We start from the raw sequence: 17,472 nt of genomic DNA on the forward strand, positions 1-17,472 counted from the left end.
GCGTGAAAAAGGTGCTGGAAGAGCGTGGCCAGCCACTCACCATCCATAACCTGATCGCCCCCACCATTGATGGGGTACTGGGGATGGAGGCCAAGAGCAGAACCGACTTGATGGTCATTGCAGATGATCACGACGATGAGCTGGAGCAGATGGCTGAGGCGGTTAACGCCGAGTACGCCGACATGTGCCGGTTGGGAGGGTTGGACCGTGCCCGTGGTGAAGCCTACGCCGGACAGATAAAGACCGGGCTCGGTTGGGTTGAGGTTCGCCGTCAGGATGATCCATTCGGTCCGCGCTACAAGTTCAACAATATCCATCGGGATGAGGTCTATTGGGATTGGCATAGCCGCGAACCTGACTTGAGCGATTGTCGGTGGTTGATGCGCCGGCGCTGGGTTGATGTGGATGAGGCCAAGACCCTGTTTCCGAGCAAAGCAGAGGCTCTGACCTGGGGAATTAACAACTGGGATGGGATCGTCAACCTGACCTCCATTGAAGGGATGGCCCCAAATTTGGTCAGCGCCTTCGAAGAGTGGAGCTCGTTTGACAGCAAACAGGTTGAGTGGTGTAGCCGGGAGCGGGACCGGGTGTTGCTGCAGGTGGTTTACTACCGCACCTTCACCACACGCCAAGTGCTGATGCTCGACTCTGGTCGGGCACTAGGATATGACAAGACCAACCAACTGCATCTTGCTGCTATTGCCACTGGCCGCGCCAAGTTGGAACGCCGTCCGGTAGCCGAGATCTGGGAGTCTTGGTTCGTTGGCCCTCATCATTTGGTCGATCGGCCCTGCAGTGCGCCCCACAACATGTATCCGCTGGTGCCGTTCTGGGGATACCGCAAAGACAGCTCTGGTGAACCTTATGGCCTGATCGCCCGCGCCATTCCTGCTCAGGACGAGGTGAATCTGCGCCGTATCAAGCTGACCTTCTTGCTGCAGGCCAAGCGCGTCATCATGGATAAGGATGCCACCAACATGACCCGGGAGCAGGTGTTGGAGCAGGTTGAACGCCCGGATGGCTTGGTCGAGCTCAACCCTGATCGCATCAACAAGACCAGCGTGAGCGATGCCTTCAAGGTTGAGCAGGACTTCAACGTGGCAGCCCAGCAGTTCCAGGTGATGCAGGACTCGGTGAAGCTCATTCAAGATACCATGGGGGTTTATGCCGCCTTCTTGGGGCAGGGGACTACCGGCCAGTCTGGGGTGGCAATCAGTAACCTGGTGGAGCAGGGGGCGACCACGCTATCCGAGATCAACGACAACTACCGGATGGGCTGCCAACTGGTAGGCCAGCTGGCGCTCTCGTATCTGCTGGAGGACATGGCCAGCAAGCGCAATCACAAGGTGACGGTGAACCGCGACGACCCGCGCCGCCGCAAGGCTGTGGTGATCAACGTGGAGCAGGAGGACGGCAAGCTGACCAATGATGTTACCCGGTTGCGGGCCCATATCGCCCTGGCGCCGATCCAGCAGACCGCCGCCTACAAGCAGCAACTGGCTGAGCGGATGACTCAGGCTATGGCCCAGTTGCCGCCAGAAGCCGCAGCAGCCTGCTTTGACCTGCTGGTCGAGCTGATGGACGTACCGCGCAAGGCTGAGTTTGTGGAGCGGATCCGCAATGCCCTGAACATACCCAAAGACCCTGAGGAGATGAACGACGAGGAGCGTGCCGCCGCCGAGCAGCAGGCCCAGCAGCAACAGATGCAGCAGGAACTGGCTATGCGGGAGATGCAGGCCAAGCTGGCAGAGTTGGAGGGCAAGGCCGCCAAGTGGCAGGCAGAAGCCCAGCGGATAGCCAAGCTGACCGACTCCATCCGGTTCGAGGATGCCCTCAAGCAGGCCCAGACCGGCAAGACGTTGCAGGAGATGGAGCTGCTGGTAGCTGAGCAAGAGGGGATCCAGGCCGAGCAGGCAGCCCTGCAGGCGCAGCTGCTGGCCACCATTGAGCAACAGATTGATGCGATCGCGTTGTGATCGTTGCTTTCTTGAACAGTCAGCGTTAGGATTTCCCCAACATGGCCCAGTCTCTCGAGATTGGGCCTTTTTCATTTCCAGACCCGGCCATTGTGCCGGGTTTTTTGTGCCCAGCCCCAGCCGGGGAGTGCTTTTACCGAGAGCCTTCCCCCGCTTGGGCAGCGATACCACCCACTGAAAACCCACGAGGATGACCATGGATACGAACATCGACAACCTGACCGGGACTGAAAGCCTGGACGAACTGGAAGCCATGCTGGCGGAGATCGAGAAAGAACCCGATGCCGAGCTGGACAATGGCACTGGCACCGAGAGAACGGACGTAGAACAACCCGCGCCGTCGGCGGTCGAAGTGGCAGCCGGTACTGAAGAGGCTAACACCGAGCAGGGCGGTGACGCGGCCAAGGAGCCTGAAAAGGTGATCCTGGCCAAGAGCGGTCAACACACCATCCCGTATGACGTGCTGGAGCTGGCTCGCAGTGAGAACAAGGCCCTGCGTGAGCAGTTGAACCTGTCTCAGCAAGCTCAGGCCGAGCGGGACAAGCTGCAGGCGCTGCTGGAGAAGCATGGCATTAATCCTGATGCCGATCCCAACCAGCTGACTCAGGATGAAGCTGAGCAACTGGCACAGGACTTTCCAGAGATTGGGAAGGCCATGGCCGCGATGGCGCGCAAGATCCAGCAGTTGGAACAGCCTGCCGCGGTGCAACCGGTTCATCCCGCCATCAATCCAGTTCAGGCCGCACTGCAGGCGGTACCTGACCTGATGAGTTGGCGGGATCAGGACCAGGACCGCTTCGACTTCGCCATCATTGTCGATGAAAAGCTTCAGGGAGATCCCGCGTGGCAGGGCAAGTCACTGGATGAACGATTTGCAGAGGCGGCTCGTCGCACCAAGCTGGCCTTTGGCGATGTCCTGGAGACTGCTCCACCGACTGCCAAGGCACCCAGCATGGAAGCCGACAAGCCCGCTGACTTTATCCCGTCCAGCCCGTCGGCACTCGGCCAAACCCATCATGCCCCGGCAACCGGCGTTGAGCGTTATGGCGCCATGTCTCAGGCCGAACTGGTCGGGGAGATGGGCAGCATGACCGAGGCGCAGATTGAGGCGCTGCTGGAGCAGTCCGGTTACTAACCAACAACCCGTTTATACAAGCCAACCCCGACCATTGTGTCGGGGTTTTTGTTTTCATGTAGGAGAGGATCATGACCCAAGTCACCTCGGCGCAAGCCAACAAGATTTTGCAGGCCGCCCTGTTTACGGCGGCCAACCGTTCCCACTCGCTGGTGAACATGCTGACCGAAGAGGCGCCGAAAGGTGCCAAGGTCAACGGCGGCAAGCAGACCAGTGCTGGTGCCCCGGTCGTTCGCATCACTGATCTCGGCAAGGGTGCCGGTGATGAAGTGGATATGCAGCTGTTCCATCAGCTCTCTGGCCGCCCGACCATGGGTGATGAGAAGCTGGCTGGTCGTCTGGAGTCGCTGTCCTTCGCCGACTTCGGGCTCAAGATCAACCAGACCCGCCATGGCGTGGATGCGGGCGGCAAGATGAGCCAGAAGCGCACCAAGCATGACCTGATCAAGACAGCGCGAGTGCTGTTGGCCGATGGCTACTACGGTCGCCTGGTCGATCAGCGTGGCTTTGCCCAGTTGGCTGGTGCCCGTGGCGACTACTCTGCCACCGATATCATCCTGCCGCTGGCGGATGATCCCGAATTTGGCAAGATCATCATCAACCCGCTGACCGCGCCCACCTACGAGCGCCACTTCTTCGGTGGTGACGCGACCAGCTTCGAGTCCATCGATGCCGCTGACCGCTTCAATCTGGGATGTGTGGACAACATGGCGCTGTTCCTGGCTGAGATGGCCAACCCCATCCAGCCGATCCGCATGGTCTCTGACCCGTCCGGTGGTGAGCCGCTCTACGTGCTCTACGTCACCCCGCGCCAGTGGCACGACTTCTACACCTCCAGCTCCGGCAAGGACTGGCAGGCGATGCTGGCCTCGGCCATGGAGCGCAGCAAGGGCTGGAACCACCCCATCTTCCGCGGCGAAGGTGCGATGTGGCGCGGCATTCTGGTCAAGCCCTACAAGGGCATGCCGATCCGTTTCAACCAGGGCAGCACCGTCAAGGTGTGCGCCGCCAACTCCGCGACCGGCGCGGAAGTGGACAAGGTTGCCGGTACCAGCATCGACCGCGCCGTGCTGCTGGGCGGCCAGGCGCTGGCCAATGCCTTCGGCTCCGGCGAGCAGGGCGGCTCTTTCGGCATGCATGAAGAGAAGACCGACCACGGCAATGCGACCGAGATCTCCATCAGCTGGGTATCCGGCCTGCAGAAGATCCGCTTCAAGCAGCGCAACGGCAACCTTCAGGACCACGGCTGCATGGTGCTGGATACCGCAGTCAGTGCCGTCGGCCGCTAAGCCACTGAGCAGAGGGGCTATCCAGCCCCCTTCTTTTCACTATCTGACCTGACAAGGAGCCATATCATGGCCAAAACTACCCTGATCGCCCGAGCCTACCGCTGGTTTGTCGGCGCCTTCGGCAATCTATCTATCTCCCCGACTATGGTGGCCAAGCTGGCGGCTGTGCCGTCCGGTGATGTCATCGTGTTCGGCGACAAGGTGGAGCCCAACCTGAAAGTGGTTGGCGTGACACTCATCAGTGCCGCACTGGGGGCCAGTACCACCATTACCGCCAAGATTGGCGCCACCACCATTGTGAATGCCGAGAGCACGGCGGCGGCAGTGGCCAAATACATCCCGGTGGACGACCTGATGACCGATGTGGATCAGGAGATCAGCCTCACCGTCGGCGGCGCTGCGGCAACGGGCACCGTCAAGCTCAAGCTGCACTATGAGGTGATCGGCAACCTCTAAGTCTGCCCATCATCGTGCGCCCGGCCCTGTGCCGGGCTTTTTCATATCTGGATTGGAGATATTGCCGTGAGCGACAAAATTGCCGTGGTTTATATCGGCGACAAGCCGAGCAAGAAAGACACCGTAACCGGTTCGCGCCTGGTGTTCCCACGCCATGTGCCGGTCGATGTGGGAAGCGATCTCGCCATGCAGCTGCTGGAGTTCCCATCAGTCTGGATCCGTGGTGATGCGCTGGCTGGTGAGCTGGAGCGGCAGGAGGCCATCGCCAAGGTAGAGGCACAAGAGCAGGAGCGCCTTGCTGCCGAAGCGGCCCGCATTGCCGAAGAGCAGAGCTTTGTGGTCGGCGAACGTGATCTGGCCAAGCTCACCTCTGCCCAGCTGGCCACATTGGTGGAAGGTGAAGATCTGGCCATTGAGCCGCAAGGCGCGCAGGAGAAGGTCGGCGAGTTCCGGCTGCGGGTGCGTGATGCCCTTAAAGCCAAGCTGGCCGCTGAGTAATGGTGCCGGTGCAAGATAGCCGTCTGGTTAGTCCGGACACCTTGATCCCGCTGGTTCGCCAGCGGGTGCTCCACTTGCCCCACACAGAAGGCGCTGACGCATTAGCACATAACTACCTCATCGAGGCGGCCATCGTGTTTTGCCATGAAAGCGCATTGGTTCATCTGGAGCGCCAGTTTGATGAGGTGCTGGAGGGGCAGACCGTCAGCTTTGCGATGGCCAGCAGTATCAACCGTCAGGCGAGACAGGATGTACGAGCGCCACAGGTGACCGGGTCGGTGCTTCATCGCATCACGGCGGGCGGCGTCATTCTCACCCCTGGCCTGCACTATCACGCTCAGTCTGCCGAATCCATTCGCTTCCTTGTGCAACTGCGTGATGTTTGCATCGTCGGGGCCATTGAACCTCTGCCTGCCGCAACGCTCATTCCTTCTGCTCTGGTTGAGGACTATGCCCATGAACTGGCGTGTGGGGCGGCGTATCTCATGCAGCAGCTGCACGCCAAACCGTGGACAGATTATGAGTTGGCCCAGCTCAACCGCCGCAAGTTCTATGACGGGATCCGCGCTGCGTACCGGTTTCGCATCGAGCAAACCGAGAGCGCAAGGATTCAAAACCCGGTGCGCACACGCAACTTCTTCTGATGGGAGGTGAGTCATGCTGGTCAGTGAAATATTGAATCGAGCCTCAACTGAGTTGACCGATACACAGCGGATTAGCTGGGGTCTGGAGGACTTGATCTCCTACTACAACAGCGCGATAGCCGCTATCGCCAGCGCCAGGCCGGACATCTTCATCAAGACCCAAGCTTTTGCCTGTGTCGCCGGCACTCGGCAGACCGCTCCCGCAGGGACCATCAAGCTGATAGACATTGAGCGCAACACGCTGACTGGCAAGTCGATCCGTTATGTGTCCCGCGCCAACTTGGAGAGCCTAATCCCGAGCTGGGCCAGCAGTACCGGTGGGGAAGAGGCGGAGCTGTATATCCACGAACCCACCAATATCAGCGCCTTCTGGCTATATCCCGGGGTGAAGGCGGGAGTGAGTGTCGATCTCGTGCTCAGTATTCTCCCGACACCGGCAACGAGAGTGACGGTTGAGTCTGGCGCCCATGTCGAGGTTGATGACCGATATATCACCCCCTGCCTGGATTGGATCATGTACCGGGCGTTTATGCGTGACTCGGAGGTGACGGCCAATGCCTCAAGAGGGCAGCTCCACCTGCAATCCTTCACCCAAGCCTTGTCTGTCAGGACCGAAACGGACGCCACCATGCTGGCGATGCGAGACAGCCAGGCTAGCACCAAAGGGCTGCGTCAATGATCCAGATCCACGGCGTGATGACGGACCCTGCTGGCAAGTCGGTGCCAGGGGCGATCATCGAACTGCGCTCCCTCAGTACCACCGGTGAGGTGTTGATGGGGTCGGTGCTGACCTTCAAATGCGATCCCGCTGGAGGATATCGGTTCTCGCTGGCGATGGGTGCCTACGATGTGTATGCCCAGAACGATCTGTGTGGTGACCTGGATTACCAGGGGACCGGGGTTGTGACGGCGCAGAGTATTGATGGTTCGTTGAACAGTATTCTGGTCGATAGCGGCATCAACTTGACGCCTCCGCTGCTCGAACTCGCGGTGGATGCGATGCAAAGGGCTGAGTCTGCGGCTGAGGCAACCGGTCGGGATCGGCTGCAAACCGGCAGGGATGTGATCGCAGCGCAACGGGCGAGTCAGCTGGCATCCGAGCAGGCTAGTGCAGCCGCCGGATCCGCCGCGACGGCTGGCAGTAAAGCGGGTGATGCGGCAACCAGTGCAACGGCAGCAGCAGGCTCTGCCACCAGTGCGCAGCAGTGGGCAGAAAATCCGTTGGATGTGGCGGTTGTCACTGGAAAATATTCCGCACTGCACCATGCAACCAAGGCTCGCGACTCAGCCGCTGCAGCTACCGCCAGCGCTTTGGCCTCTGAGTCCAGTGCCGTAACAGCTGCAGCCCAGGCCACCAATGCCAGCGCGAGCGCAGAGACCGCCACCACCAAGGCGAATGAGGCGGCGACCAGTGCAAGCACTGCCACTTCCCAAGCAGATCTTGCCAGTAGCGCCAAGACCGCAGCCGAGGCGTCTGCCACCCATGCGCAGACTCACGCCAGCAATGCAGACTCTGCGGCTCAAGCATCTGAACGGGCCAAGGTGATCACGGTTGAGCATGCCGAAAGGGTGACCACATTGGCCCAGCAGGTATCTGCTGATCGTGCTGTGGTGCAGACAAAGTCAGTTGAGGTTGCGAGCCATGCCGCTGAAGTCGCGGCGCAGAGTGAGGAGGTCAGCACCAACACCGCGTCGGTGGCACTGGCGAACGTTGCCGTTCAAGGCATGCGTGATGTGGTGGTGGCGAAAACGGCTGAAGCCATCGCGGCAGCTGACACTGCCAGTGATAAAGCGAGCCAGGCGGCGCAGGATCAAGCTGCCGCAGCCACCAGTGCGCAGCAGGCGAGTATGGCGAAGAGCCTGGCTGAAGCTTGGGCCCAGAACCCAGAGGGAAGCGATATTAACGGGCGGCCCGGTGAGTTTTCGGCGCTGCATTGGGCATTGCAGGCCCAGAAGTGGGCGCAGGCCATCACATCACAGCTTGTTTGGGCCGGACCTTGGAACGCATCAGCAGGTGCGCCCGTCGCGCCCGCGCCCAATCAGGGTATCCCGTTTTATCGGATCTCACATCCCGGGGTCATCGCCAGCGTCTCCTATGTGGCAGGGGATTACCTGCACTGGGATCCGGCTACCCTTGGCTGGTTCAAGATTGATGGCACCGATGCGGTGATCTCCATTAATGGCATGACCGGTGCGGTTGTGCTCAGTGCGGCGGATGTCGGAGCTCGGCCCGCCAGTTGGGTACCCGGGTGGGCGGATGTCACCGGTAAGCCGGTCACCATGCCGCCATCAGAGCACACTCACCTTTGGTCGCAGCTTTCCAACATCCCTGTTTACGCCATGCGCTGGCCCACGATTGCAGAGGTTGGCGCGGCTGCGGCCAGTCACACTCATCCTTGGGCACAACTGACGGAGATCCCCGCTTATGCCTCCCGCTGGCCTGCGTGGGGTGAGGTCACCGATAAGCCTGATTTTGCGGCGGTAAGTCATCGTCACACTTGGGGGCAAATCGATCAGGTTCCTGTGACGGCGTCACGCTGGCCAAACTGGGGAGAGGTAACTGACAAACCCGCGCTGGCTGCTGCCAACCACCGTCACGCATGGGGAGAAATTGATCAGATCCCGGTAACTGCTTCTCGGTGGCCCAGCTATGCCGAGGTCACAGGCAAGCCGTCTCGCTGGACTGGTACTGGGAGTGGTAATGACTATAACGTTGGTGGATTTGAAGCCATAGGAAATGGCGCGACGAATACCGTGTTCCCAACGTATGGCTTCCACCAACCGAGTTTGTTTGCTGGCAGCATCCAAATGAGAGATAGCGCCTCTTTTGGCTTTTACCGACAAGGTGCCGCTGCATATGCCGATGTCATCGCACATAACGGCAATTTCAACGATGTCTATATCCGCTCTGACCGTCGGCTTAAAACCAACATGACCGCCATCGTCGATGCGCTGGCCAAGGTGAAGCAGCTCTCGGGCAATGTGTATGACAAAGCAGGTCAGCGCGAAGCGGGGCTGATTGCGCAGGAGCTGGCAGAGGTGCAACCAGAGTCCGTGTTTTTGAACCAGGACGGCACGCTATCGATCGCACATGCCGGGGTATTGGCCTTGTTGGTGGAAGCCGTGAAAGCCCTTGATAAGAAGGTGGAGGCACTGCAGTGACTATTCCAACCAAACCCTTCTGGCTTTCTTCTGCCTATAGCGAGTTTGGCGGCAATCGCTGGATGAGTGATACCGCTGATAGAGCGGGGTTGTCAGTTCCTCGTTGGCTAGGAGAACTGGCAGGACGCAGTGCATTTTCCATTGTACAGGTACCTCAGGAGGCCTTCACATACGGGCCTGACGCACGGTTTTTGGTGAAAAGGGATGGCAGCAACATCATTGGTTTTAGCGAAGGGAAAGGCTGGTATCAACTGACTGTTGGCTTATGCCAAATCCGCTTTTCGCTTAACTCATGGAGTGGCGCCTACCAGAATGAGGGTTACATCAATTGCAGTAGTGGAGTGGTCTTTACCCCTGATGCAACAGAAAGGGGGGTGAAAACGAATGAAATGTTTTCGATGGGGTACACCTCATCGGTGTTTAACGTCGAATTTCTTGTAAACGGTGTGGTTATCGCCATTCACCGCGTCAACTGTGAAGTGGAGTCGCACTGATGAGCATATCACGTCACCTAATGCTTCTATTGTCAGGAGGCTAACTAGGCTTGCCCTGCGTTATCACGCGGGGCTTTTTTATTTCAGACGTTAGAGGATCACATGCCATTGATCGACATTGTCACCATGCGCGGGATGGTACCGCGGGTGGCACACCACCTGTTGCCTGATGAAGCGGCCACCTTGGCACAGGACTGTCATTTCGATCGTGGTGTCGTCGCCCCATTGATGAGTGACAAGCTTGTGGGAGTGATGTTGCCTCTGGTACCTCAAACCCTGTTTCACTACTACGGCGATCGCTGGTTTGCCTGGGACAAATTAGTCGAGGTGATGCGTTCTCCCATCGCACAGGATCAGTACAACCGGGTTTATTACACCGACGGTGAATATCCCAAGCTTACCTATGACGCTATCGCTACCGGCGGCACGCAAAAGCCTACTGCCTGGTACCGACTAGGTGTCCCAGCCCCAATGACCCCCCCGAATATGCAATCTATTACTCCCCCGGTTGGTGGCGAAGATGATGGCCCCACCGATGATGAAACCCGCTTCTACGTTGAGACCTATGTCACTGGCTTAGGAGAGGAGGGGGCCCCCGGTCCTGCCAGCGGCAAGATCACCATCACGATCCCTAACTCAACTGTGTCAGTTGGACTCTCTCCCGTTCCTACCAATAACAGCAACATCACCCGGCGCCGCCTCTATCGCTCGGTTTCGGGTAGTGGGATGGCAGACTACCTGCTGGTGGCAGAGCTCCCCATTGCGGCCGTGACGCACAGTGATAGCAAGAAAGATGGCGAGCTGGGGCCCGTGCTTGAGACCTATGGCTACAGCATGCCGCCGGATGCCATGCGGGGTATTTGCCAGATGGCTAACGGCATCTGCGCAGGATTTATCGGCAATGCCGTGCTGTTCTCCGAGCCATACCTGCCTTACGCCTGGCCGGAGAAGTACAAGCTAACCACCGAGCATGACATCGTGGCGATCGCATCTATCGATACGGCGTTGGTGGTGGGAACCAAGGGGTATCCCTATCTGTTTAAAGGTGCGTCCCCCTCAGCCATCACCGGGCAGAAGCTCTCCTCGGTTCAGCAGGCCTGCGTCAGCGCGAGATCCATGGTGGCGCTGGATGGCATGGTCCTCTATGCCGCACCAGATGGCCTGATTGGTGTGGGGTCAGATGGCGGAACCTTGATCACCGAGGATATCATCACCCGTGAGCAGTGGCAGCTGATGAAACCTGACACGCTGCGTGCCTGGTACAGCGAAGGCAAGTATGTGGCCCTGACCGATAGCCATGGGTTTGTCTTCGATCCGAAATCAGGGGATCTGCGTTGGTTATCGGGTCGTTGGGATACCGCGGTGCCTGACATGCAGCTTGATGCGCTGATGTTGGCCAAGGACCTTGAGCTTTATCAGTGGCGGGGTGGGACGACATCTTTGCCGATGATCTGGCGTTCAAAAGAGTTTGTGCTGCCACCCGGTGTCAGGCTGGGTTGTGCCAAGGTGACCAGTGACCTGATTAACCAGTGTCGCTTTGTGCTGATCATCGACGGCGTGAGGGTGTTTTCACTCACCGAGGGTCAGGTTCCTGCTGGTGTCTTTAGGTTGCCTCCTTTACGGGGGCGTCGATGGCAAGTCGAGGTAGCCGGTACGGCAGTCATCGAGCGCATTACTCTGGGCACCAGTATTGCTGAGGTCGCAGTGCAATGAGCAAGAGCTCTTTTCGTGCCAGCGGTACCCCACAGGGCCTGACTGAAAACATGCAGATCCTGACTGGCCAAAAGGGCGACCAGCTGGACAAGGCGCTGACCCTGCGAGAAGCCGCTGCCCTTGGCATGGTCAACTTGCGCCGTAATAACAACGGGGCGGTGGTGCCGGAGTTGCCACCAGATAAGCCAACAGACCCTGAATGGTCAGGGGTGCAGCCTCCTGTTGCCCCAACGAATGTCACTGTAGATGGCGCTTTTCATACCATTGTCCTGACCTGGGATATTCCCGGTTACAAGGGGCATTCGTATGCAGAGATATTGCGGGCTGAGGAGGACAATCCGGCCAGTGCCGTGGCGATCGGCACTACTCTGTCGAATGTCTACTCAGACGCCGTGGGGAAGGGATATACCGCCTATTACTGGGTGCGTTTCATCAACAAAAATGGGCTGACAGGGCCACTTCATAGCACGGCAGGCTTGAGGGCCGAGACCAGTCCTGACGTGGATGAGATCATCGCATCAGCCACACACTTCGCAATCTATAACCCAGCAAACCCGAGTGCGAAAGAGATCATATTCGGGGTTACTGATGATGGGCGTGTTGCCATCAAAGAGGCGGTCATCAAGGCTGCCACCATCCAAATCCTGCACTCAGAGAAGATCACCGCCGACTACATCAAGGCAGGGGTCAGTATCAGTGCCCCCTTGATCACCGGTGGTCAGCTCGATATGGGCAATGCCTTCATGGCGGGAGGCTCTGCCGGTTTTGGCAAGGGAGGGCCATATGCAGGGTGGGGCTGGGGTTGGTACACCATGATCTACTCCGATGGTAGCCTGTTTACCAATCGCCTGCGGGCAGAGGGGGGTTATGTCAAAAACATCACCCTGGGAAACTGCACGATTGAACAGGATTGTGTTGTCAGAGGTACGGTGTATGCCGAACGGATAGTTGGGGATGTATATGTCGCTCGAGACTATGCGTGTTCACACAATGGCAATGGTGCTGGTCCAATTGACGTGGCACGGATCAAAGTGAATCAATCTGTCGGGTTTAATCGGACACTTACGATACCGAATCTATGTGGCTTAGTTGGGTGCTCTGTTACGGCGGAAGGCCCAGGTTCTGGCACCATCACTCGTACCAACCAGAGTGAGATGCTGGTTGAGATTGTGATGGATGGTGCGGTGGTCAAATCTTTTATTGTTGGAGTGGAAGTCTCTGCAACGTCAAATCCGTCATCAGGACCAGTGACCAGGATCAATGAAGTGGGAACCTATGGCGGTGATATCACTATCCCGGCGAATAGAGAGCCGTTGGTTATCGTGAGGATCCGTCGCTCAAGTGGGAACGGGTGGGTAAGAAGTGATGCCAGCCAGAATGGGCGCGTCGTGATGTTCAAACAAGGCGGGTCTCTTTCATGAAGCCAATCCACCGCATAGCAAGCGACACCGGCAACCCAAATCTATCCGTCGAACTGCAAGACGCCATCCGTAACCGGGTGGCGTTTTTGTTTGTGCGTGGTGATGACGGTTTCATCTTGAAGCCGGTCAGCGAACGGGGCACTACCGGGGTACTGGTGTGGGTTGGCTGGGGGCACGGCGGAGCACCGCAGAGGCATCTGCCCGAGGTGAAACGGTTAGCCCGCATGGTCGGAGCCCGTTGGCTGCGTTTTCATTCTGCTCGCAAGGGCTGGCTCAAGCTGGCGCCAGGAATGGGGTGGGTGCGTCAGCCGGACGATGCTGATGGCCTGTACGTATTTCAGATCAACCTGTGAGGGGTGGGAGATGGGTAAGGGTGGCTCGAACGAAATCAAGGAAACCGAGGCCCAGAAAGCTGCCGCGGGTGTGGCCATGGAGCAGTGGGATCTCTACAAGAATGACCTGCAGCAGTATGAAGACATCTTTATGGACAAGGTGGATAACCTCAACAGCGAGCAGCAATACGACAAACTGGCTGGCACGGCGGCATTGGGTACTGCACAAGCTTTTGGCGAGGCGCGCGCTGGGCTGGCTGACTCCATGGCCGCTGGCGGAGTAGACCCGACCAGCGGCAAGTACCAGGGGGCAATGGGCGATTTGGAAACAGATCAGGCCTTGAGCCAGACCGATACCACCAACCGGGCCCAGTCCAGCCAGCAAGACAAATATGTGGCTGGCCTCAAGGATGTGGTGAGCATTGGCGCTGGCCAGAAGGCTGAATCCCTCGCCGGAATGGGTGATGTGGCCAATACCAGCTTGCGCAAGGCGGTGAGTGATGCCCAAACCTCGTTTCAGAATAAGCAGGCAACGGCAGGATTGGTGGGCACGTTAGCCGGCGGTGCCACCGCTTATGGGCTTGGGCAGCTGAAAGCCCCTGCGGTGGCAGGCAGCAAGAAGATCGCCCCGACAGCATCCGTGTTGCAAAACAAGGGCTACTAAGGAGTCAGCAATGGGATACGCCGCAGACACATACGCCAAGATTACCCGAGAGCAGTATCAGGATTGGAAGACCCGCTTTTACCCCAAGCAGAAAGAGCTGATGGACTTGGCCACCAATGGCAAGTTGCTTCAGGACCAGCTGGGAAGGGTTGATGGGAACAATGCGAACGCCCTGCGTTCTGCCCAGCAGGCCACCGCTAACCGCAACGCCCGCATGGGGGTGACTGCGCCAAACGCGCAAGATAACAGCCAGGGACTGCGTATGGCCCTGATGACCGCAGGCACAGAAAATGGTCTGCGCGAGCAGGAGCAAGCGCGTCAGATGGGGATTTTGACCGGTGCAGATGCCGGTCTGCGTGAAGCACTTAAAGCCGGTGGGGGGTCGTGATGGGATACGGAATTTTGGATGTCGCTGCCCAGACGCGCCAGCAGGGGATGGCAGGGCTGCGTGATGCGGCTAACCGGGAGCAGGAAGTGGAAACCGCCAACGAAAGCCTCAAGACCGCTCGCAAAGGGCAGACCATGAGCTCTATCGGGGCTGGTGCCGGGATCGGCGCGATGGTTGGCGGGCCAGTAGGTGCGCTGATTGGTGGTGGCATCGGTTTTCTGGCAGACAGTCTGTTTTAAGGGGGGGGAAGGGATGGGCATATCAGGATTGGCAGAGGGGTTCCTGGCCGGGTTCAATACCATGGACCGTTATCAGCGTGGCCAGAAAGATGACGAGCGCATGGATAAGTCCATGAGCTTGCGCGATGCCATGTGGCAGAACGAGCAGGATCGGCAGAAAGTTGCAGACGAGCGTTATCAGGAGGGCGTGGATTACTCAAAGACACGAGATGGTGTGGCGGATGCTCGCTATGAAAAGGAGTTTTCGCTCAAAGCATCGCAACTCAAAGCGGATGAAGCCCGTGCAAATGCCTATGAACGCCGTGCTTCTGCCAGCGAAGCTCGCCAACAACAGGAATATCAGTGGCAGCGTGAACAACGTGAGAAAAAACTTTTCCAACAGGAGAATCTGCCCATCATCCAGTCTGGTTGGCAGGCTGTTGCGGATGGCAAAGACCCTGGCCAGCAGTTCTGGAACGTGGTCCGCGACCCTCGCGCTGGATCATTCAACCCTGAGCGCTACCTGCAGCAGGATTATGCCGAGGCCGGCAAGACCTTTGTCACCTATGCTGGCAACCTGATGCGCCAGGCACAAGAGGGCAAGCTGGATCCCTCAACGCCGGAAGGCCACTCGATGGTTAACGATCCAAAGTTTATCAAGGCAGCTGGCACTCTCTATCAGGATGAGGTCAATAAAGGGGTGGGGGATATTGATCCGGATAGCGGCAAGACTATCACCGCTAAACAGCTCAACAATATCATGGTGACTCCGGATGGGCGCGGGGTGGTACTGGGGGTGGAAGTCACCTATGACGATGGCAGCAAGGATGTACGACCGGTCACCAATAATCGGAGCTCGTCCCCTGACGATCCCCCCAAGGTGATCCCCATCAACGACTTCTTAAAGCCTGCCTATCAGCGAGCGGCCCTCTCCAAGCACATGATTGGCAATGCCGACCAGCTGCGGGCCTCGCTAGGCCTGGCTGCAGGCCCAGATCAGGCCGGTTACAAGAAGGCCGTGACTGACCTTGAGAAGCAGCATGGCCAGAACCGGGCTCGCATCTCCTCCAGCAATACAGAGGATAAAGACCTGCAACTGGACGCGCTGGATGCCCAGCTTGAGCAGAGCAAGGCTGCGCTTGCCGACACTTACGGGATGACCAGCAAGCGTGAAGATTTGACCGCCAGCGCACCTATCAAGGAGTGGACGGGCGGCGATCCTGACCGACTGCAGTTTGTGAAAGAGGCGAACCAGCACGGTAAGCTCAATAGCCTGCTTGATAACCCGGCCAGAATGAACACCGCCTTCGAGATGTGGCGCCAGCAGGCGATCAAGAAGAAGCAAGCGGAGCAGGCAGCAATTACCGCTGGGCGCTTGCGAGACGCTTATCAGTCAATGAGTCTGGCGCAGGGTCAAAAGTGAACTTCTGCGCAAGCAGGAGGATGGTTTAATGATTTTTCGGTTGCAGATTTTCTGCAACTGGCCAAAGGCGGCACTCCGTAGAAATTGTACCGAGCGGTATGCGCGAATCAAAGACTGTACGTCGTATATGCTAGCCAAGCTGAAATCTCTAAAAGAGCAGGGCGGAAACTTAAAGTCGGTAGCCTGAGTCGTACCCCGCAGCAGGTAAGGGGGATGCGCAACAAGATTGAGCTGATCCAGTGTGACCGCACCATGAAGGCAGAGGAGAAGCGCAAGCGCATTGACGAGCTACAGGCCCGCCGCAATGACCTGGTGTATCAGGCGGTAAACAATAATCGCTTGTTCTGGGAAGAATGACATATATGATATTCCCGAAAACTAATATCTTTGCGGGGTGGTAAGTGGATTACGTTAGTCATTGGGGTGAGCTTTTTCGCCTCTATCGGTGCTGTAGCAGAATTGCAATGCTGAGGCGGAACGGGCATATGAAGTGGGTCATTACTGGCATGTCACTTTATGCTGCCATATCTATGATGGCATTTTTTACGACATATGGAAGTCTTTATAATGTAGCCATTACTGTAGTGACAGAGTTCGCAACTGCTTATGTTGTTGGCTATGTGTTTTCATGGAAAAACGGACAGAGTATTAGTGGCGCTAACTCATTGTCAGTATCTGAGCGAGAGCTCTATGCTCGCTATAGACTGTTTAGTCGAGACTTCAAATCTAATCAACAACTATCAGGAGTGCCCATAGATAATCTGATTGTATGGTATGATGCTAGGTTTATGAAAATGGAAGTTCCAAGCATACTTCAAAGCCCAATTTTTATATTGTTGCTATCTAGCCTTGTATCAATTTTTTTGTCTGTCGAGTATATAAAGAACAATAGTGGTTATGTGCTGGCAATTTCCATGTCAATCCTAATTGGTATCCTTCCATTCTTGTGGTTATTACATGGGCATATGCATTCAGAGAGGCGAAAATATTTTAATATATGTAAATTTCTTAGATGGATTGAACTGGATGGAATGCCTTCCGGTAGCGATAAGTAGATGATCTGCGGCCCTTGAATATTCACCCGTTGTGTTGGAAGGAAATGACATATTCAAGGAGGGGCGCTGCACGTGGATACTGTTTGCGTTGATAATGATGGTGGTGGCGCTCAAGGTGTTCAATTACAGCTTTACGCTGGCACTGATACCCTTTGCTGCCGGGTGTTGGTGTTTTAGCAAATCCAGCCGGAGCGATCTGGATGACTTTATGGCATTCAGCTTTTTCTTTGTCCTGGCTGGATTTTCTATTGCAGCGCTTGATCAGATTTTTTAGTTATTTTTTCTTTTATGGAGAGGCGTAAGTTAATGTCGCGGAAATAAAAGCATTTCATGTGTGATAGATAATTTTAGTTTGAAATGTATATGCAAATCGCATAGTGGTTTGGCATTTAAAAAATAACATCGCTATATATTGTGGCAAACATAAACACATACCCAAGTAATGGAATTAACACATCCGATTTATCCTTTGCTTTTGATGCTAAACATCTAAATCCAAATAATTCAAGCGAAAAAAAAGGCTATGTCCCAATTACGTGTTGCATGGGGCGCCCCAGCGCCTCATGCAAACATGCTTTGATATTTACGCCTTTTCCGTAACGCT

Annotated in this window: 18 protein-coding genes; all 18 read left to right on the top strand. The window is 56.8% G+C overall.

Annotated features, from left to right (window positions below):
- On the top strand, window positions 1-1,976 hold a 1,976-nt coding region (locus ACW5W8_RS21455), incomplete at its 5' end, for a portal protein (RefSeq protein WP_498630275.1).
- A gap of 196 nt (window positions 1,977-2,172) precedes the next feature.
- Window positions 2,173-3,111, top strand: a complete 939-nt coding sequence (locus ACW5W8_RS21460) for a hypothetical protein (RefSeq protein ID WP_498630277.1) — start codon at window positions 2,173-2,175, stop codon at window positions 3,109-3,111.
- Window positions 3,112-3,182: 71 nt separating this feature from the next.
- Window positions 3,183-4,400 (top strand): phage capsid family protein, encoded by a 1,218-nt coding sequence (locus tag ACW5W8_RS21465; RefSeq protein WP_498630279.1) that lies wholly within the window; start codon window positions 3,183-3,185, stop codon window positions 4,398-4,400.
- A 66-nt stretch (window positions 4,401-4,466) separates the two neighbouring features.
- Complete coding sequence (locus ACW5W8_RS21470) at window positions 4,467-4,856, top strand: hypothetical protein (protein WP_498630281.1); 390 nt, start codon at window positions 4,467-4,469, stop codon at window positions 4,854-4,856.
- A 66-nt stretch (window positions 4,857-4,922) separates the two neighbouring features.
- Entirely contained in the window at window positions 4,923-5,354 is a 432-nt protein-coding gene (locus ACW5W8_RS21475; RefSeq protein WP_498630283.1) for a hypothetical protein, read from the top strand.
- A complete protein-coding gene (locus ACW5W8_RS21480; protein ID WP_498630285.1) occupies window positions 5,354-5,998 on the top strand; it encodes a hypothetical protein in 645 nt (214 codons plus the stop codon). Before ACW5W8_RS21475 ends, ACW5W8_RS21480 begins: the two co-directional genes overlap by 1 nt.
- Window positions 5,999-6,011: 13 nt before the next feature.
- Window positions 6,012-6,677, top strand: a complete 666-nt coding sequence (locus ACW5W8_RS21485) for a phage adaptor protein (protein ID WP_498630286.1) — start codon at window positions 6,012-6,014, stop codon at window positions 6,675-6,677.
- The gene (locus ACW5W8_RS21490; protein ID WP_498630288.1) at window positions 6,674-9,160 is read left to right on the top strand and encodes a tail fiber domain-containing protein; all 2,487 of its coding nucleotides are present in this window, start codon (window positions 6,674-6,676) and stop codon (window positions 9,158-9,160) included. Before ACW5W8_RS21485 ends, ACW5W8_RS21490 begins: the two co-directional genes overlap by 4 nt.
- Entirely contained in the window at window positions 9,157-9,654 is a 498-nt protein-coding gene (locus ACW5W8_RS21495) for a hypothetical protein (RefSeq protein WP_498630290.1), read from the top strand. Before ACW5W8_RS21490 ends, ACW5W8_RS21495 begins: the two co-directional genes overlap by 4 nt.
- Window positions 9,655-9,756: 102 nt before the next feature.
- Window positions 9,757-11,367 carry a hypothetical protein gene (locus ACW5W8_RS21500; RefSeq protein ID WP_498630292.1) on the top strand — a complete coding sequence of 537 codons (1,611 nt, stop codon included), beginning with the start codon at window positions 9,757-9,759 and terminating at the stop codon, window positions 11,365-11,367.
- Window positions 11,364-12,788 carry a hypothetical protein gene (locus ACW5W8_RS21505; RefSeq protein WP_498630294.1) on the top strand — a complete coding sequence of 475 codons (1,425 nt, stop codon included), beginning with the start codon at window positions 11,364-11,366 and terminating at the stop codon, window positions 12,786-12,788. Before ACW5W8_RS21500 ends, ACW5W8_RS21505 begins: the two co-directional genes overlap by 4 nt.
- On the top strand, window positions 12,785-13,141 hold the full coding sequence (locus tag ACW5W8_RS21510) for a hypothetical protein (RefSeq protein WP_498630296.1): 357 nt from the start codon (window positions 12,785-12,787) through the stop codon (window positions 13,139-13,141). Before ACW5W8_RS21505 ends, ACW5W8_RS21510 begins: the two co-directional genes overlap by 4 nt.
- Before the next feature lie 10 nt (window positions 13,142-13,151).
- Window positions 13,152-13,784, top strand: coding sequence for a hypothetical protein (locus tag ACW5W8_RS21515; protein WP_498630298.1), 633 nt, complete (start codon window positions 13,152-13,154; stop codon window positions 13,782-13,784).
- Between the two features lie 10 nt (window positions 13,785-13,794).
- Window positions 13,795-14,172: a hypothetical protein gene (locus tag ACW5W8_RS21520; RefSeq protein WP_429046812.1), complete on the top strand. Its 378-nt coding sequence runs from the start codon at window positions 13,795-13,797 to the stop codon at window positions 14,170-14,172.
- Window positions 14,172-14,411, top strand: coding sequence for a bacteriocin (locus ACW5W8_RS21525; RefSeq protein ID WP_159163597.1), 240 nt, complete (start codon window positions 14,172-14,174; stop codon window positions 14,409-14,411). Before ACW5W8_RS21520 ends, ACW5W8_RS21525 begins: the two co-directional genes overlap by 1 nt.
- Window positions 14,412-14,424: 13 nt before the next feature.
- Window positions 14,425-15,813 carry a hypothetical protein gene (locus ACW5W8_RS21530; protein WP_498630300.1) on the top strand — a complete coding sequence of 463 codons (1,389 nt, stop codon included), beginning with the start codon at window positions 14,425-14,427 and terminating at the stop codon, window positions 15,811-15,813.
- A gap of 213 nt (window positions 15,814-16,026) precedes the next feature.
- Window positions 16,027-16,170, top strand: coding sequence for a hypothetical protein (locus tag ACW5W8_RS21535; RefSeq protein ID WP_498630302.1), 144 nt, complete (start codon window positions 16,027-16,029; stop codon window positions 16,168-16,170).
- Between the two features lie 128 nt (window positions 16,171-16,298).
- Complete coding sequence (locus ACW5W8_RS21540) at window positions 16,299-16,868, top strand: hypothetical protein (RefSeq protein ID WP_498630304.1); 570 nt, start codon at window positions 16,299-16,301, stop codon at window positions 16,866-16,868.
- Window positions 16,869-17,472: the final 604 nt, after the last annotated feature.

It is taken from the genome of Aeromonas aquatilis (assembly GCF_054052405.1).

Bases quoted from the DNA above. Each gene is read 5' to 3' on its own strand.
- ACW5W8_RS21460 (WP_498630277.1), top strand. From the start codon at position 2,173: ATGGATACGAACATCGACAACCTGACCGGGACTGAAAGCCTGGACGAA.
- ACW5W8_RS21465 (WP_498630279.1), top strand. From the start codon at position 3,183: ATGACCCAAGTCACCTCGGCGCAAGCCAACAAGATTTTGCAGGCCGCC.
- ACW5W8_RS21470 (WP_498630281.1), top strand. From the start codon at position 4,467: ATGGCCAAAACTACCCTGATCGCCCGAGCCTACCGCTGGTTTGTCGGC.
- ACW5W8_RS21480 (WP_498630285.1), top strand. From the start codon at position 5,354: ATGGTGCCGGTGCAAGATAGCCGTCTGGTTAGTCCGGACACCTTGATC.
- ACW5W8_RS21485 (WP_498630286.1), top strand. From the start codon at position 6,012: ATGCTGGTCAGTGAAATATTGAATCGAGCCTCAACTGAGTTGACCGAT.
- ACW5W8_RS21490 (WP_498630288.1), top strand. From the start codon at position 6,674: ATGATCCAGATCCACGGCGTGATGACGGACCCTGCTGGCAAGTCGGTG.
- ACW5W8_RS21500 (WP_498630292.1), top strand. From the start codon at position 9,757: ATGCCATTGATCGACATTGTCACCATGCGCGGGATGGTACCGCGGGTG.
- ACW5W8_RS21505 (WP_498630294.1), top strand. From the start codon at position 11,364: ATGAGCAAGAGCTCTTTTCGTGCCAGCGGTACCCCACAGGGCCTGACT.
- ACW5W8_RS21510 (WP_498630296.1), top strand. From the start codon at position 12,785: ATGAAGCCAATCCACCGCATAGCAAGCGACACCGGCAACCCAAATCTA.
- ACW5W8_RS21515 (WP_498630298.1), top strand. From the start codon at position 13,152: ATGGGTAAGGGTGGCTCGAACGAAATCAAGGAAACCGAGGCCCAGAAA.
- ACW5W8_RS21520 (WP_429046812.1), top strand. From the start codon at position 13,795: ATGGGATACGCCGCAGACACATACGCCAAGATTACCCGAGAGCAGTAT.
- ACW5W8_RS21525 (WP_159163597.1), top strand. From the start codon at position 14,172: ATGGGATACGGAATTTTGGATGTCGCTGCCCAGACGCGCCAGCAGGGG.
- ACW5W8_RS21530 (WP_498630300.1), top strand. From the start codon at position 14,425: ATGGGCATATCAGGATTGGCAGAGGGGTTCCTGGCCGGGTTCAATACC.
- ACW5W8_RS21535 (WP_498630302.1), top strand. From the start codon at position 16,027: ATGCGCAACAAGATTGAGCTGATCCAGTGTGACCGCACCATGAAGGCA.
- ACW5W8_RS21540 (WP_498630304.1), top strand. From the start codon at position 16,299: ATGAAGTGGGTCATTACTGGCATGTCACTTTATGCTGCCATATCTATG.